Here is a 13833-nt window from a genome sequence, read left to right as displayed (position 1 = left end):
GTAGCAATTTAACTTGCTAAAGGAGTGAAGTCTCGCTGCGCCTGCGCACCGGCCCCCGCCAGCGCTGGGCCGCGCTGCCCCGCGGCCTGCGCGACCTGGCCCCCGCCGAGGCGGCCCGCCACCTGCGGGTGGTCGGCCGCCTGCGGGGCACCTTCCGCGCCTGGGGCTACCGCGAGGTCCTCACCCCCGCGCTGGAGTACCTGGAGACGCTCGTCCACGGCGGCGGGCCCGGGATCCAGGACCGCCTCTTCAAGGTGGTCGGCCGGCGGGGGGAGCTGCTGGCCCTGCGCCCCGACCTGACCGTCTCCATCGCCCGGCTGGCCGCCACCCGTCTCCTGCCGGATGCCGCCGGGCCGCTGCGCCTGGCCTACGTGGCGCCGGTCTACCGGGAGCAGGAGGAGGGGCGGGGGCGGCTGCGGGAGTTCACGCAGGCCGGGGTCGAGCGCCTGGGCGAGGACGGCGTAGACGCGGACGCCGAGGTGATCGCGCTGGCCGTGGAGGCGCTGCGGCGCGCCGGCATCGCCCGGCCGGTCGTGACGGTGGGCCACATCGGCTTCCTGGACGACGCCCTGGGCGCGCTGCCCCCGGAGACGCGGGACGCGCTCGTGGCCCGTCTCTACCGCAAGCAGTTCGCCGGCATCGAGACGACGGTCCCCGACCGGCACCTCGGCGCGTTCCTTCGCGAGCTGCCGCTGCTGCAGGGGGGTGACGCCCTGGCGGCGGCGCGGGCGGTGGTGCGCACGGAACGCGGGGAGGCCGCGCTCGCGGGGCTCGAGGCGCTGCTGGGCCGGCTGGAGGAGCACGGTGTGGGCGAGGCGGCGGCGGTCGACCTCAGCATCATCCGGGACTTCAGCTACTACACCGGCGTCGTCTTCGAGGGCTACGGGGCCGGCTCGGGCTACCCGCTGCTCGGCGGCGGGCGGTACGATGGCCTCCTGGCCGCCTTCGGGACCCCTGCCCCGGCGACGGGGTTCGCCCTGGGCGTCGACCGCGTGGTGGCCCTCGTCGCGGACGGCGAGGAGGAGCTGGACGTCCTCATCGCCTGGGCGGAACCGACGGCGCGCGCCTCCGCGTTGCGCCTGGCCCGCGGCCTGCGCGAGGCCGGGGCCGCCGTCATCGCCGAGCCGGGCCGCTCCTGGGAGAAGACCCTGGACCGGGCCGGGCGCGAAGGCGCGCGCTGGGTGATGTGGGTGGACGGCGACGGTGCTCGCGTGCGCCGGCTCCGCGGCGACGGTCCCACCGTCGAGCGGCGCGTGCCGGTGGCAGGGGCCGCCGACGTGGTGGCCGCCGCGGACGCCCACCAGGTGGCCGGGGGTCCGGAGGTGGGAGCGTGGAGCCACTGACGCTGGCCGTCCCCACCGGCCGCCTCTTCCCCGAGGCCGTGGCGCTGCTGCAGCGGCTCCGGCTGCTCGACGCCCCGCCGCCCGAGCGCGCCCTCGTCCTGCCGGGGCCGGAGGGCGGGCGCATCCTCGTGGCCAAGCCGCTCGACATCCTCACGTACGTGGAGCACGGCGCGGCCGACGCGGGCATCGTCGGCCAGGACCTGCTCCTCGAGCAGGAGGCCGACGTCTACGAGCTGGCCGACCTGGGGTTCGGCGCCTGCCGGGCTGTGGTGGCGGTGCCGGCCGGCCGGGAGGCGCTGCTCGCCGGCTCGGCCCCGCTGCGCGTGGCCACCCGCTACCCGCGCGTGACGGCGCGGTTCTTCGAGCAGGCCCGCCGTCCGGTGGAGGTCATCGTCCTGCACGGGGCGCTGGAGCTGGCCCCGCAGGTGGGCCTGGCGGACGCCATCGTCGACCTGGTGATGACCGGTCGCACGCTGCGGGCGAACCGCCTGGTCGAGGTGGCCGAGGTCTTCCGCTCCACCGCCCGGTTGGTGGTAAACCGGGTGAGCCTGCGGCTCAAGGCGCCGGGCGTGCGGGCGCTGCTCGAGGCGGTGGCGCCTGCGGTGCAGGCCACATGAATCGGCCGTTCGTGAGCCCCGCGTGATGCCGCGCCCCGGCGTCCGCCCGATCCCGCAGCGCGCCCGGCCCCGCCCGGAAGTGGCCGCGCTGCCCCTGTACCGGGTCGCGCAGCACGCGCCGGTGCGGCTCAACCGGAACGAGAGCCCGGCCGACTGGCCGGCCGACCTCAAGCGCGTCGTCCTGGAGCGCGTGGCCGCCCGGGCGTGGCACCGCTACCCGGAGGCCGACGCGGCGGAGGTGCGCGCGGCGCTGGCCCGCCTGGAGGGCGTCGACCCGGAGATGATGCTGGCGACGAACGGCTCCAACGAGGCCATCCTGGGAGTGCTGCTGGCCTTCGCCGCCGGCGGTGCCGTGGTCTTCCCGGTGCCCGGGTACTCGATGGTCCGGGCGCTGGCGGCGAGCGCCGGCGCGCGTCTGGTCGAGGTGCCGCTGCGCCCTAACTTCGCGCTCGACCCCGGGGCGGTGCTGGCGGCCGCGCGCCACGCAACCGCGCGCCAGACGGCAGCGGGCGAACCGGCAGCGGATGGGGCGGGTTCGGGCGAGACCGCGCCCGTGGTCTTCCTCACCTCGCCCAACAACCCTACCGGGAACGCCTTCTCCCCCGAGGCCGTGGAGGCGGTCGTGCGCGGCGCCCCCGGGCTCGTGGTGGTCGACGAGGCTTATGCCGCCTTCGCCGGGCGCACGCACCGGCCGCTGCTAGACCGGTACCCGCACGTCGCCCTGCTGCGTACCGCGTCGAAGGCGTTGGCGCTCGCCGGCGCACGGATCGGCTGGATCGTCGCCGACCCGGAGGTCATCGGCGCGGTGCGCCGGGCGTTGCCACCCTACACGCTGAACGTCTTCTCGCTGGAGGCGGCCCGGGCCGCGGCGGAACGCCCCGACCTCGTGGCCGAGCGGGTGCGGACGGTGGTGGCGGAGCGGGAGCGGCTGGCCGGTGCGCTCCGAGAGGTGCCGGGTGTCACCGTCTTCCCCTCCGACGCCAACTTCCTCCTCTTTCGCACGCCGCTGCCCGCGCCCGAGGTGGCGGCGCGCCTCCTGGCGCACGGGGTGCTGGTGCGCGACGTCTCCGCCTGGCCGGCGCTGGCCGGCTGCCTGCGGGTGAGCGTGGGGCAGCCGGGGGAGGACGACCGGTTCGTCGCCGCCCTGCGGCGCGTGCTGGGGGAGGGCGCCTGATGCCGCCGGGGGCGCGCGCGTCGGCAGCGGGCGGCGGGGAGCGCGCCCTGCGGTTGGCGCGCGTGGAGCGCCGCACCGCCGAGACGGCGGTGACCGTGGCGCTCACCCTGGACGGTGCCGGCGAGAGCGTGGTGGCGACCGGGGTGCCCTTCCTCGACCACATGCTCACCGCCCTGGCCCGGCACAGCGGCTTCGACCTGGAGGTCCACGCGCGGGGCGACCTGGCGGTCGACCCCCACCACACCGTCGAGGACACGGGGATCGTGCTGGGCCAGGCCCTGCGCGAGGCCGTCGGCAGCGGGCAGGGGATCGTGCGCTTCGCCTCGCAGCACGTGCCCATGGACGACGCGCTCGTGCTGGCCGCCGTCGACGTGGGCGGCCGCCCCTACCTGCACTACGGGCTGACCGTGCCGCCGCAGCTCCTCGGCACGTTCCCCACCGACCTCGCGCGGGAGTTCTTCCGTGCCTTCACCACGCACGCCGCGGTCACGCTCCACCTGGTGCAGTGGCACGGCGAGAACGCGCACCACGTGCTGGAGGCGGCCTTCAAGGGGACGGGGATCGTCCTGGGACGGGCTACCCGGGTGCGCGGCGAGGCCATCCCCTCGACGAAGGGCGTGCTGTGAGCGCTCCGGGCGCCCCGTCCGTGCCGCAGGCCCCGCGCGTCGGCGTGATCGACTACGGGGCCGGCAACCTCTTCAGCCTGGTGGGCGCGCTCACCCGCGCGGGTGCGGCGGTGACGGTGTTGCCCGCGCCCGCGCCGGAAGCCGGTCCGTGGGCGTTGCTGGTGCTGCCCGGTGTGGGCGCCTTCCCGCCGGCCATGGCCCGTCTGGCCGCCGCCGGGTTTCCGGCCTGGCTGGTGGAGGAGGTGCGACGGGGCACCCCGCTGCTGGGCGTCTGCCTGGGGATGCAGCTGCTCTTCGAGCGCAGCGGCGAAGGCGGCGGGGCGGAGGGGCTGGGGCTGCTCCCCGGCGAGGTGGTCCGGCTGCCGGCGGAGCTGAAGGTCCCGCACATGGGCTGGAACCGCCTGCGCTGCACGGCCGCGCACCCGGTGCTGGACGGCCTCGAGGGCGCGTGGGCCTACTTCGTCCACAGCTACGTCGTGCGCCCGGGCCGCACGGAGGATGTCCTGGCCGTCACCGACTACGGCGGCCCCGTGGCGGCAGTGGTGGGCCGTGGAGCGCTCCTCGGGGTGCAGTTCCACCCGGAGAAGAGCGGGGCGACCGGCCGCCGCCTGCTGGAAGGGATCGTCCGCCTGGCCGCTGCGGGCCGGCTGGGCGGCGAGCCCCGCCATCCGGCGCCCGTGCCATGACGCTCCCCGCGCCGCTCCGCACGTTCGCGGTGATCCCGGCGGTGGACCTGCGCGCCGGCCGCTGCGTCCGCCTCGTCCAGGGGGATCCCGCCCGCGAGCGCGTCTACAGTGGCGACCCGGTGGCGGTGGCGCGGACCTGGGCACAGCGGGGCGCTCCCTGGCTGCACGTGGTGGACCTCGATGGCGCCTTCGCCGGCCGTCCCGTGCACCGCGACCTCATCGAGGCGATCGCCCGGGCGGTCCCCGTGCCGGTGCAGGCCGGCGGCGGCGTGCGCACGCTCGAGGACGTCGAGCGGCTGCTCGCTGCCGGCGTGGCCCGCGTGGTGCTCGGCACCGCCGCCCTGGCCCTGGCCCCTGCGGCGACGGGGCGGTTCGGCGAGCGGGTCGCTGCGGCCCTGGACGTGCGGGGCGGGCGGGCGATGGTGGACGGGTGGAGGGCGGCCGGGGACGCCCCGCTCGACCTGGCCCGGCGGCTGGTCGACGCGGGGATCCGGCGCTTCATCTACACGGCGGTGAGCAGGGACGGGACGCTGACAGGACCGGACGTGGAGGCGGTCCGGGCCTTCTGCCGGGCTGTGCAGGTCCCCGTCCTGGCGGCCGGGGGCGTGGGCCGCCCCGAGGACCTGGCGGCGCTGGCGGAGGCGGGCGCGGCCGGGGCCATCGTGGGCCGGGCGCTGTACGAGGGACGGGTTGACCTGATGGCTGTCGGAACGGGAACGGCCACGGGAGGAGGCGCATGGTAGCCGCGCGCATCATCCCCTGCCTGGACGTGGATGCCGGCCGGGTGGTGAAGGGTGTCCGCTTCGTGAACCTGCGTGACGCCGGCGACCCCGCCGAGCTGGCCGCGCTCTACGACCGGGAGGGCGCGGACGAGGTGGTCTTCCTCGACATCACGGCCTCCGTGGAGGGCCGGGAGACGCTCGAGGCGGCGGTGCGGGCGGCCGCGGCCCGTCTCACCATCCCGCTGACCGTCGGCGGCGGGGTGCGCTCGGTGGAGGACGTGCGGCGGCTCCTGCGGGCGGGCGCGGACAAGGTGGCGGTCAACACGGCGGCGGTGGCCGACCCGGCGCTGGTCGAGGAGGCGGCCGACCGCTTCGGCAGCCAGTGCGTGGTCGTGGCCATCGACGCGAAGCGGCGCGCCGCCGGCGACGGGTGGGAGGTCTACACCCACGGCGGCCGCCGCCCCACCGGGCGGGACGCGGTGGCGTGGGCGCAGGAGGTGGCCGCGCGGGGCGCCGGGGAGATCCTGCTGACGAGCATCGACCGCGACGGCACCCAGGAGGGCTACGACCTGGCGCTCACGCGCGCCGTCGCCGAGGCCGTGGCGATCCCGGTCATCGCCTCGGGCGGGGCGGGGACCCCGGAGCACGTCCACGCCGTCCTCACCGCGGGCAAGGCCGATGCCGCCCTGGCCGCGTCCATCTTCCACACGGGGGCGGTGCGCATCGACGAGGTGAAGCGCTACCTGGAGGCGCGGGGCGTGGCGGTGCGCCGGGAGACGCCGGTGGGAGGACCGATCCCATGAGCGGGACGGACGCCGCCGGCAGGCCGCAGCCCGACCCCATGCCGGTGCGGTCGGTCGAGGATGGGCGGCCTGCCGAGGACGCGCGGGCTGCGGAGGACGCGCGGACGCGCGCCGTGCAGTTCGGCCCGGACGGTCTTCTGCCGGTCGTCGCGCAGGAGGCGCGCACCGGTCGGATCCTCATGGTGGCGTGGATGAACGCCGAGGCGCTGGCGCGCACGCTGGCCACCGGGCAGGCCTGGTACTGGAGCCGCCGCCGAGCGGCGCTGTGGCGCAAGGGCGAGACCTCCGGCCACACCCAGACGGTGCGCGAGGTGCGGGTGGACTGCGACGGCGACGCTCTGCTGCTGCTGGTGGACCAGACCGGCCCCGCCTGCCACACCGGCGAGCCTTCCTGCTTCTTCCGCGCTCCCGATGGTTCGACCCTCCTCCCGCCGGCGACACCCGGGGGAGCGGCGCCCGACATCCTGGACGAGCTCTTTGCGCTGCTCGTCCGCCGCCGTGCCGAGCTGCCCGCAGGGTCCTACACCACCGCCCTCCTGCGAGCCGGGCGCGCGCGCATCGGGGCGAAGGTCCGTGAGGAGGCCGGAGAACTCGTGCGCGCGGCCGTCGCCGAGCGCGATGAGCGGGTGGCCGAGGAGGCGGCCGACCTCCTCTACCACACCCTGGTGCTGCTGGTCGAGCGCGGCGTGAGCCTGGAGGCGGTGCGCGGCGTGCTGCGGCGCCGCCGCGCCGGGAGGGGCGGTCCGTAGGAGCCCTGCGCCCTCGCGGCGAAGGGGGGCCGCGAGCGCATGCCCGTGCAACGCCCCGAGGCCATCCGCGTCGGCTGCTGCGGGTTCCCCCGCCGGCTCGACCTCTATGCCCGTGAGATGCCGGTGGTGGAAGTGCAGCAGACCTTCTACCGCCCGCCGCGCCCGGCCACGGCGGCGCGGTGGCGCGCGCGCGTCCCGGAGTCCTTCGAGTTCACCCTGAAGGCCTGGCAGCTCATCACCCACCCGCCCACCAGCCCGACCTACCGTCGCCTCGGCCGCGCCATCCCCGAGGCGCACCACGACCGCTACGGCAGCTTCGCCCCCACCGAGGAGGTGGCCCAGGCCTGGGAGGCGACGCGGGAGATCGCCCGGGTACTGCGCGCCCGCCTGGTCCTCTTCCAGTGCCCGGCCAGCTTCCTCCCCTCCGACGGCAACGTCGAGCGGCTGCGCCGCTTCTTCGCGCGGGTCGACCGGGACGGCCTGCGCTTCGCCTGGGAGCCCCGCGGTGCGTGGCCGGCTACCCTCGTGCGCGCGCTGTGCCGCGAGCTGGACCTGATCCACGCCGTGGACCCGTTCGTCGCGTCGCCGGTCGCCGGTCGGCCGCGCTACTACCGGTTGCACGGGCGCGGCGGGTACCGCTACCGCTACACCGACGACGACCTGGCCCTCCTGCGCGCCCGCTGCCGCGGCGAGACGTACGTCCTCTTCAACAACGTGGCCATGTGGGAGGACGCCCGCCGCTTCGCCGCGCTGGTGCGCGCGGGCGAGCCGGCGGGCGCCCGCGCGGGCCGGGGAGCGCGGCGCGTTGGCTGAGGCGCTCGTGCCGGCCGAGGCCGCCGGCCTCGACCCCCGCCGCGCGCAAGAGGCGCCGCGCGGCGGGTTGGCCGACTCCGCGGTGTCGTCCGCGCTACACGCGTTGCGGGTTGGAGATCGAGCGGGGACCGCTCCGGACCCTTAGGCTCTCGCCGCCCGGACGGCGCTGCGGCCCGCGTCGCCGGCGAGCACCTCCACCAGGTGCTTCGCCCGCCGACCCGTCCCGTGGGCGATCTGCTGGCGGCAGGAGATGCCCATCGCCACCACCTCCACCTCGGGGGGGAGCGCGCGCACCGCCGGGAGCAGGCGGCGTTCGGCGATGGCCATGGAGAGCGCGTAGTGCTCCCGTTCGTACCCGAAGGCGCCGGCCATCCCGCAGCACCCCGAGTCCACCACGTCCACCGCGAACCCCGCCGCCCGCAGCACTGCCGTAGCAGGCCCGGTCCCCACCGCCGCCCGCTGGTGGCAGTGCGGGTGCAGCAGTACCCGGCGCCCGTCCCCCACCGCGCCCAGCCCCGCGGGCGACGCCTCGAGGTGGCGGGCCAAGAACTCGTCGATGAGGACGGCGTGCGCGGCCAGGGTGCGCGTGTCCTCGCCCGGCAGCAGGTCCGGCACCTCGTCGCGGAAGGTGAGCAGGCAGGAGGGCTCCAGCCCGACGATGGGGATTCCCGCGGCCGCGTAGGGGAGGAGGCGGCGGACGTTGGCTTCGGCGGCGCGGCGCGCCTCCCGCAGGAGGCCCTTGCTGATCATCGGCCGCCCGCAGCACCCCACCGCCGGCACCTCCACCCGGTAGCCCAGGGCCTCCAGCACCTGCACCGCCGCCCGCCCCACTTCGGGCACGGTGAAGCGCGTGAAGGTGTCGGCAAAGAGCGCCACGCGCGGCGCGTCCGGCGCCGGAGCGGTCCCGTTGCGCCGGTGCCACCAGCGGTCGAAGGTGGGGCGGGCCAGCGGCGGCAGCGGCCGCCGCCGGTCGATCCCCAGGAACCGGTCCAGCGCCCAGCGCACCGGGGTGGAGCGGGCCAGCGCCCCGGCGAGGGGGGCCGCCGCGGCGCCCCAGCGGCTCAGGGTGTGGACGTGGGCGAAGAGGCGGGCGCGCAGGGGCGTGCCGTGCGCCTCGTGGTAGCGGGCCAGGAACTCGTACTTCATCTTGGCCATGTCCACGTTGGCCGGGCACTCCGCCTTGCACCCCTTGCACTCCAGGCAGAGGTCGAGGGCCTCGTACAGGCGGCGCCCGGTGAGTTCCTCGGGCGGCAGCACCCCGGAGAGGACCGCCCGCAGCAGGTTGGCGCGCCCGCGCGTGCTGTGCTCCTCCTCGCGCGTCGCCATGTAGGAGGGGCACATGACGCCGTCGGTGGTCTTGCGGCAGGCGCCCACGCCGCTGCACAGCTCCACCGCGGCGGCGAACCCCCCGTCGCGGCTCCAGTCGAAGACGGTGGGGACGGCGATCGTGCGGTAGCCGGGGCCGTAGCGCAGGTCCTCGGTCATGGGTGGGGCGTCCACGATCTTCCCGGGGTTCATCAGCCCCTGCGGGTCGAAGGCGCGCTTGATGTGGCGGAAGAGGTCGTAGACCACCGGCCCGAAGTAGCGCTCCAGGAACCAGCCGCGCACCAACCCGTCCCCGTGCTCGCCGCTCATCGCCCCGCCGAACTCCAGGACCAGCTCCCCCACCGCCTCGGCGACAGCGCGCATCGTGGCCACCTGCTGCGCGTCCTTCAAGTTGATGAGGGGGCGGACGTGCAGGCAGCCGACGCTGGCGTGGGCGTAGACGGCCGCGCGCAGGCCGTGCGCCTCCAGGATCGCCCGCAGGCGCCGGATGTAGGGGGCCAGGACCGCCGGCGGGACCGCCGTGTCCTCGACGAAGGTGATGGGCTTGGTGTCGCCCTTCACCCCCTGCAGCAGCCCCTGGCCGGCCTTGCGCACGCGCCAGATGTTGTCCTGCTCGGCCGCCTCCACGGCGGGCACGACCGCGTACCCCATCCGGGCCGCCGCCAGCGCGCGCGTCATGGCGTCGAGGCGCTCCAGCGCCTCCTCCCGGCGCTCCCCGCTGAACTCCACGATGAGCAGCGCCTCCGGCTCCCCCTGCACGAAGGTGAGGCGGCGGGCGTACTCCAGCTGGGCGCGGGTCATCTCCAGGATCATGCGGTCGAGCAGCTCCACCGCCGAGGGGCCGTGGGGCAGGATGACCTGCGTGGCCTCCAGCGCCTCCAGCAGGTCGGCGAAGTGGACCACGGCCAGGGCGGTGTGGCGCGGGCGGGGGACGAGGCGCACCGTGGCCTCGGTGACGACGCCCAGTGTCCCTTCGGAGCCGACGATCAGGCGGGCCAGGTTGAAGGGCCGCAGGAGCAGCTCGGGCAGGTTGTAGCCGGCGACGCGCCGCAGGAGCCTGGGGTAGCGGCGGTCGATCTCGTCGCGGTGGGCCTCGACCAGGCGCAGGACGGTGTCCACCAGCCGCCCCTCGCGGGACGGGCGGGCGCGGACGGCCGCCAGCGCCGCGTCGTCCAGCGGCCCCAGGTGGAGTTCGGTGCCGTCGGCCAGCAGCACGCGCAGGCGCTCGACGTGGTCGACCATCTTCCCGTAGACGATGGAGCGGGCGCCCGCGGAGTTGTTGCCGATCATCCCGCCGAGCGTGGCCCGGTTGCTCGTGGCCGTGTCGGGGCCCAGGCGCAGGCCGTAGGGGGCCACGGCTTGGTTCAGGACGTCCTGCACGACGCCGGGCTCGACCCGCGCCCGCCGCTCCGCCGGGTCGACCTCCAGGATGCGGTCCATGTGGCGCGAGCAGTCCAGCACCACGGCCCGCCCGACCGTCTGGCCGGCCAGGCTGGTGCCGGCCCCGCGCGGGAGCACCGGCACGCCGGCGTCGGCGCAGACCCGCAGCGCCGCGGCGATGTCGTCGGCGTCGCGGGGCAGGACCACGCCGATGGGCAGGATCTGGTAGATCGAGGCGTCGGTGCTGTAGAGGACGCGGGAGAAGGCGTCGAAGCGCACCTCCCCGCGGACGGCTTCGCGCAGCCGTCGGGCGAGCGTCTCCGTCGTCATGGTTCCGCCAAGGGATTCGCCGGCCGCGCGCGCCGTCTCCTCGTCGCGTGGGGGACCTCCGGTATAATGGGCGGCGTGTCCCTCGCACCGACCCGTCCGGCTCCAGCCGTGCCTCCCGTCGCTCCGCCGCGCGCGCCCGACCTCCGCCGCCTGCTCGGGGTGACGGCCAACCACTTCCTCAACGACTTCCACATGAGCTGGCTGGCCCCGCTCCTGCCGCTGGTGGTCGCGCGCTTCGACCTCAGCCTGGCGCTGGCCGGCCTGCTCGGCACGATCCTCAACACGGCGGCGGCTCTGGCGCAGCCCCTCTTCGGCCTGCTCGCCGACCGCCTGCGCACCGGCGTGCTGGCCGCCGTGGGTCCGGCGCTGACCGTGGCGGCGATGGCGCTGCTGGGGCTCCTGCCGGCGTACCAGGTGCTCGTCCTGGCGCTCTTCGCCGCCGGCCTCGGCACCGCCGCCTTCCACCCCCAGGGCGCGGCCCTGGCCGGCCACCTGAGCGGCGACCGGCGCGCCGCCGGGCTCTCCATCTTCGTGGCCGGCGGCGAGCTGGCCTACGCGCTGGGCCCCCTGTACATCTCGGCGATCGTGCAGTGGCAGGGCCTGGACGCGACAGGCGCGGCGGCCCTCCCCGGGGTGGTGGCGGCGGCAGCCCTGGCGCTGGCCGTCGCCCGCTGGCCCACGGCCCCGCCCGCGCGGCGCGGCACGCTCGGGTCGGCGCTGGCGCTGGAGCGCCGCACGCTGGGACTGCTGTGGGCCTACGTGGTCGTCCGGAGCATCGTGACGCTGACGTTCCTGACCTTCCTGCCGCTGCTGCTTCGGCAGCAGGGGGTGTCGCTGGTCATGGGCGGCACCGCCGTCTTCCTCTTCGGGGGCATCGGCGCCATCGGAGGTGTCACGGGCGGCATGCTGGCCGACCGGTGGGGCCGGCGGGCCGTGCTGGCCCTCTCCTTCCTGCTCGCGCTGCCGCTCCTCGCGCTCTACCTCCAGGCCCCGGTGGGGTGGCGCCTCGCCCTCCTGCCGGTGGCCGGCGTGATCATCTACCTCTCCGCGCCGGTGACCATCGTCATGGCCCAGGAGGTCCTGCCGCAGCACGCCGGCCTGGCCTCGAGCATCGTCATGGGTCTGGCCTGGGGCGTGGCCGCCCTCACCCTCACCCTCTTCGGTGCCGTCGCCGACGCGGTGGGCCTGCAGCGCACCCTCACCGTCACCCTGGCCCTCCTGGCGCTGGGAGCGCTCACGGTGCCGGGCCTCCCGCGGGGGCGCAGGCGCTACCGACGGGACGGGGACTCAGAAGGCCAGCCCTGAGGCCACCAGCGCCTCCACGACCAGCCGCTCGAGGAGGCCCAGGACCAGGAACGCCAGGATGGGGGAGATGTCGAGGCCGCCGATGGGGGGGACGAGCCGGCGCAGCGGTTCGAGGATGGGGTCGGTGAGCCGGTAGATCGCCAGCGCCACGGGGTGGTCGACACCGCGCGGGAAGACCCACGACATCACCACCCGGGCCAGCAGCAGGAGGTAGACGAGCCGGAAGAGGAGCTGCACCAGACCGAGCAGTCCCATCGGCTCGGCTACTTCACCTCCCGCCGGCCACTTCCTTGTCTCCCGGGGGATGTGTCCCGGGGGCTGAGAAATGCCGGAAGCCCGGGGCATGCCCGGGCTTCCCGGTCGTGGTCCGACAGGTGCGTCTTAGAGCGGGATCACGTTGGCGGCCTGCGGCCCCTTCTTCCCCTCGACGATGTCGAACTGCACCGCCTGGCCTTCCTGGAGGTTCCGGAAGCCGTCGGCCTGAATCGCCGTGTAGTGCACGAAGACGTCCTTGCCGCCTTCCACGGAGATGAAGCCGTAGCCTTTCTCCGCGCTGAACCACTTGACCGTACCAGTTGCCATGGAGACAACCCCTTTCCTCTTGTCCCGCCCTGGGCGGGTGACGTACAGATACTGCGCTGTTGACGTACGGGGACGCCCCGCGCCTTACCTGCCGCGCGGAGTCTAGCACACCCCGGGAGGGAACGCAACGCGCTGTATGGCCTCAGGCAGTACACCGCGCTGTATGGCCTCAGCCCTCAGGGCCGCGCCCGCAGCAGCGCGGCCGCGGCGGCCAGCGGGTCCTCACCCCGGGCCACCGCTACGTCGGGGGCGAGCCCGTGATCGCCCAGGTCCCGCCCCTGCGGGGTGAGGACGCGCGCAGTCGTGTACTGCAGGATCGCCCCGTCGGGGAGGCGCCACACGCTCTGCACCAGCGCCTTGCCGTACGTCCGCCGGCCCACCAGCGGGATGCCCTCCTCCTGTAGCGCCGCGGCCAGGATCTCCGCCGCCGACGCCGTGCCCCCGTCGACCAGGACCGCCACGCCGCCCTCGAACCGCCGCGCCGGCAGGACAGGGTAGGGGACGGTCCGCCCGCTGCGGTAGCGCGCCCGCGCCACGGGCCCGGAGGGCAGGAACGGGCCGGCCAGCAGCATGGCGCCCAGGACCGGTCCTCCGCCGTTGCCGCGCAGGTCGAGGATCAGCCCTCGCGTCCCGCGGGCCTGCAGCGCGGTGATGGCCTGCAGGGCCTGACGCGGCACGGCCCCCGCCAGGGTCGGCACGACCAGGTGCGCCAGCCCGCCGTCGAGGGCGCGGACAGTGACGGCCGTCCGTCCGGGGACCGGCGGCCCCGCAGCCCCGTCCTCGTCCAGCAGCCGGGTGTAGGGATCATGGTACGCCTGCGTCATCCCGCGGATCGCCGCGTGCCCCACCACCAACGGTGGGAGGTGGGGCGCGCCCGCCAGGGCCAGCAGGAAGACCTGCTGGAACCGCTGCAGGTCCCGGGCCTCGTCGCCGCGCAGGTCAAAGGCGCCTGCCGGACGCCCCGCCTCGCCGACGTCGGCCACCACCGGTGACGGGACGGGACGCCCCACCCTGACCTGGCGGAAGGCTGCGGCCAGCGCGCGGGTGAGCAGGACCTCGGGGCCAAGCGGCTGCAGGTGCTCGTCGTGGAGACGGTGGTAGGCTCCCAGGACCGCGGCCAGGGCGGTCTGGGCCTCGGCGGCGGCGGTCGGGTCGGGGAGCGCGAGCGCGGCGACGACGAGGAGCGCGACGACGCAGTAGCAGCGGGACATCGCTCTCGGTCGCATCACTCTTCGCCTGCCCGCCGCCGCGCCCCTGCCAGTCGTCGGGGCCTGCTTCATCGCCGCGCCCCTGCCCCCTGCCAGCCGTCGGCCCCGCAGCCTCCATGCACCCTGCGGCCACTTCCCGGCTGTCTCGATGGCGGTTCGGGGGAACTCC

General features: G+C 75.7%; 14 protein-coding genes. 10 read left to right on the top strand and 4 right to left on the bottom strand.

Annotated elements, in window-relative coordinates; translation table 11 throughout:
- The first annotated feature begins 35 nt into the window (after positions 1 to 35).
- The 9 genes from hisZ to RB146_03680 are packed head-to-tail and all read left to right on the top strand — an operon-like array spanning position 36 to position 7533.
- On the top strand, positions 36 to 1343 hold the full coding sequence (gene hisZ / locus RB146_03720; GenBank protein MDQ7828090.1) for an ATP phosphoribosyltransferase regulatory subunit: 1308 nt from the start codon (positions 36 to 38) through the stop codon (positions 1341 to 1343).
- A complete protein-coding gene (gene hisG, locus RB146_03715; GenBank protein ID MDQ7828089.1) occupies positions 1331 to 1960 on the top strand; it encodes an ATP phosphoribosyltransferase in 630 nt (209 codons plus the stop codon). Before hisZ ends, hisG begins: the two co-directional genes overlap by 13 nt.
- Positions 1961 to 1985: 25 nt before the next feature.
- Positions 1986 to 3134 carry an aminotransferase class I/II-fold pyridoxal phosphate-dependent enzyme gene (locus tag RB146_03710; GenBank protein MDQ7828088.1) on the top strand — a complete coding sequence of 383 codons (1149 nt, stop codon included), beginning with the start codon at positions 1986 to 1988 and terminating at the stop codon, positions 3132 to 3134.
- Complete coding sequence (gene hisB, locus RB146_03705; GenBank protein MDQ7828087.1) at positions 3134 to 3760, top strand: imidazoleglycerol-phosphate dehydratase HisB; 627 nt, start codon at positions 3134 to 3136, stop codon at positions 3758 to 3760. The genes RB146_03710 and hisB overlap by 1 nt, the downstream gene beginning before the upstream one ends.
- The gene (gene hisH, locus RB146_03700; GenBank protein MDQ7828086.1) at positions 3757 to 4446 is read left to right on the top strand and encodes an imidazole glycerol phosphate synthase subunit HisH; all 690 of its coding nucleotides are present in this window, start codon (positions 3757 to 3759) and stop codon (positions 4444 to 4446) included. Before hisB ends, hisH begins: the two co-directional genes overlap by 4 nt.
- Positions 4443 to 5189 carry a 1-(5-phosphoribosyl)-5-[(5-phosphoribosylamino)methylideneamino]imidazole-4-carboxamide isomerase gene (gene hisA / locus RB146_03695; protein ID MDQ7828085.1) on the top strand — a complete coding sequence of 249 codons (747 nt, stop codon included), beginning with the start codon at positions 4443 to 4445 and terminating at the stop codon, positions 5187 to 5189. The genes hisH and hisA overlap by 4 nt, the downstream gene beginning before the upstream one ends.
- Entirely contained in the window at positions 5183 to 5971 is a 789-nt protein-coding gene (hisF, locus tag RB146_03690) for an imidazole glycerol phosphate synthase subunit HisF (protein MDQ7828084.1), read from the top strand. Before hisA ends, hisF begins: the two co-directional genes overlap by 7 nt.
- Positions 5968 to 6720, top strand: a complete 753-nt coding sequence (gene hisIE / locus RB146_03685) for a bifunctional phosphoribosyl-AMP cyclohydrolase/phosphoribosyl-ATP diphosphatase HisIE (GenBank protein ID MDQ7828083.1) — start codon at positions 5968 to 5970, stop codon at positions 6718 to 6720. The genes hisF and hisIE overlap by 4 nt, the downstream gene beginning before the upstream one ends.
- A gap of 39 nt (positions 6721 to 6759) precedes the next feature.
- A complete protein-coding gene (locus RB146_03680) occupies positions 6760 to 7533 on the top strand; it encodes a DUF72 domain-containing protein (protein ID MDQ7828082.1) in 774 nt (257 codons plus the stop codon).
- Positions 7534 to 7674: 141 nt separating this feature from the next.
- Here the strand turns inward: RB146_03680 and RB146_03675 are convergent, their stop codons facing one another.
- Positions 7675 to 10569, bottom strand: coding sequence for an FAD-linked oxidase C-terminal domain-containing protein (locus RB146_03675; protein MDQ7828081.1), 2895 nt, complete (start codon positions 10567 to 10569; stop codon positions 7675 to 7677).
- 75 nt (positions 10570 to 10644) lie between these two features.
- Between RB146_03675 and RB146_03670 the strand changes: the two genes are divergently transcribed.
- The gene (locus tag RB146_03670; protein ID MDQ7828080.1) at positions 10645 to 11874 is read left to right on the top strand and encodes an MFS transporter; all 1230 of its coding nucleotides are present in this window, start codon (positions 10645 to 10647) and stop codon (positions 11872 to 11874) included.
- Here the strand turns inward: RB146_03670 and RB146_03665 are convergent.
- The 3 genes from RB146_03665 to RB146_03655 form a co-directional block, all read right to left on the bottom strand.
- Positions 11857 to 12129, bottom strand: coding sequence for a YggT family protein (locus RB146_03665; GenBank protein MDQ7828079.1), 273 nt, complete (start codon positions 12127 to 12129; stop codon positions 11857 to 11859). The two genes, RB146_03670 and RB146_03665, sit on opposite strands and share 18 nt — an antisense overlap.
- A gap of 126 nt (positions 12130 to 12255) precedes the next feature.
- Positions 12256 to 12456 carry a cold-shock protein gene (locus RB146_03660; GenBank protein ID MDQ7828078.1) on the bottom strand — a complete coding sequence of 67 codons (201 nt, stop codon included), beginning with the start codon at positions 12454 to 12456 and terminating at the stop codon, positions 12256 to 12258.
- Positions 12457 to 12632: 176 nt separating this feature from the next.
- Positions 12633 to 13682: a S41 family peptidase gene (locus tag RB146_03655; GenBank protein MDQ7828077.1), complete on the bottom strand. Its 1050-nt coding sequence runs from the start codon at positions 13680 to 13682 to the stop codon at positions 12633 to 12635.
- Positions 13683 to 13833: the final 151 nt, after the last annotated feature.

The organism is Armatimonadota bacterium, from assembly GCA_031081585.1.
GTDB classification, from domain to species: domain Bacteria; phylum Sysuimicrobiota; class Sysuimicrobiia; order Sysuimicrobiales; family Humicultoraceae; genus Geohabitans; species Geohabitans tengchongensis.
This window is presented reverse-complemented; position numbering and strand designations above follow the sequence as displayed.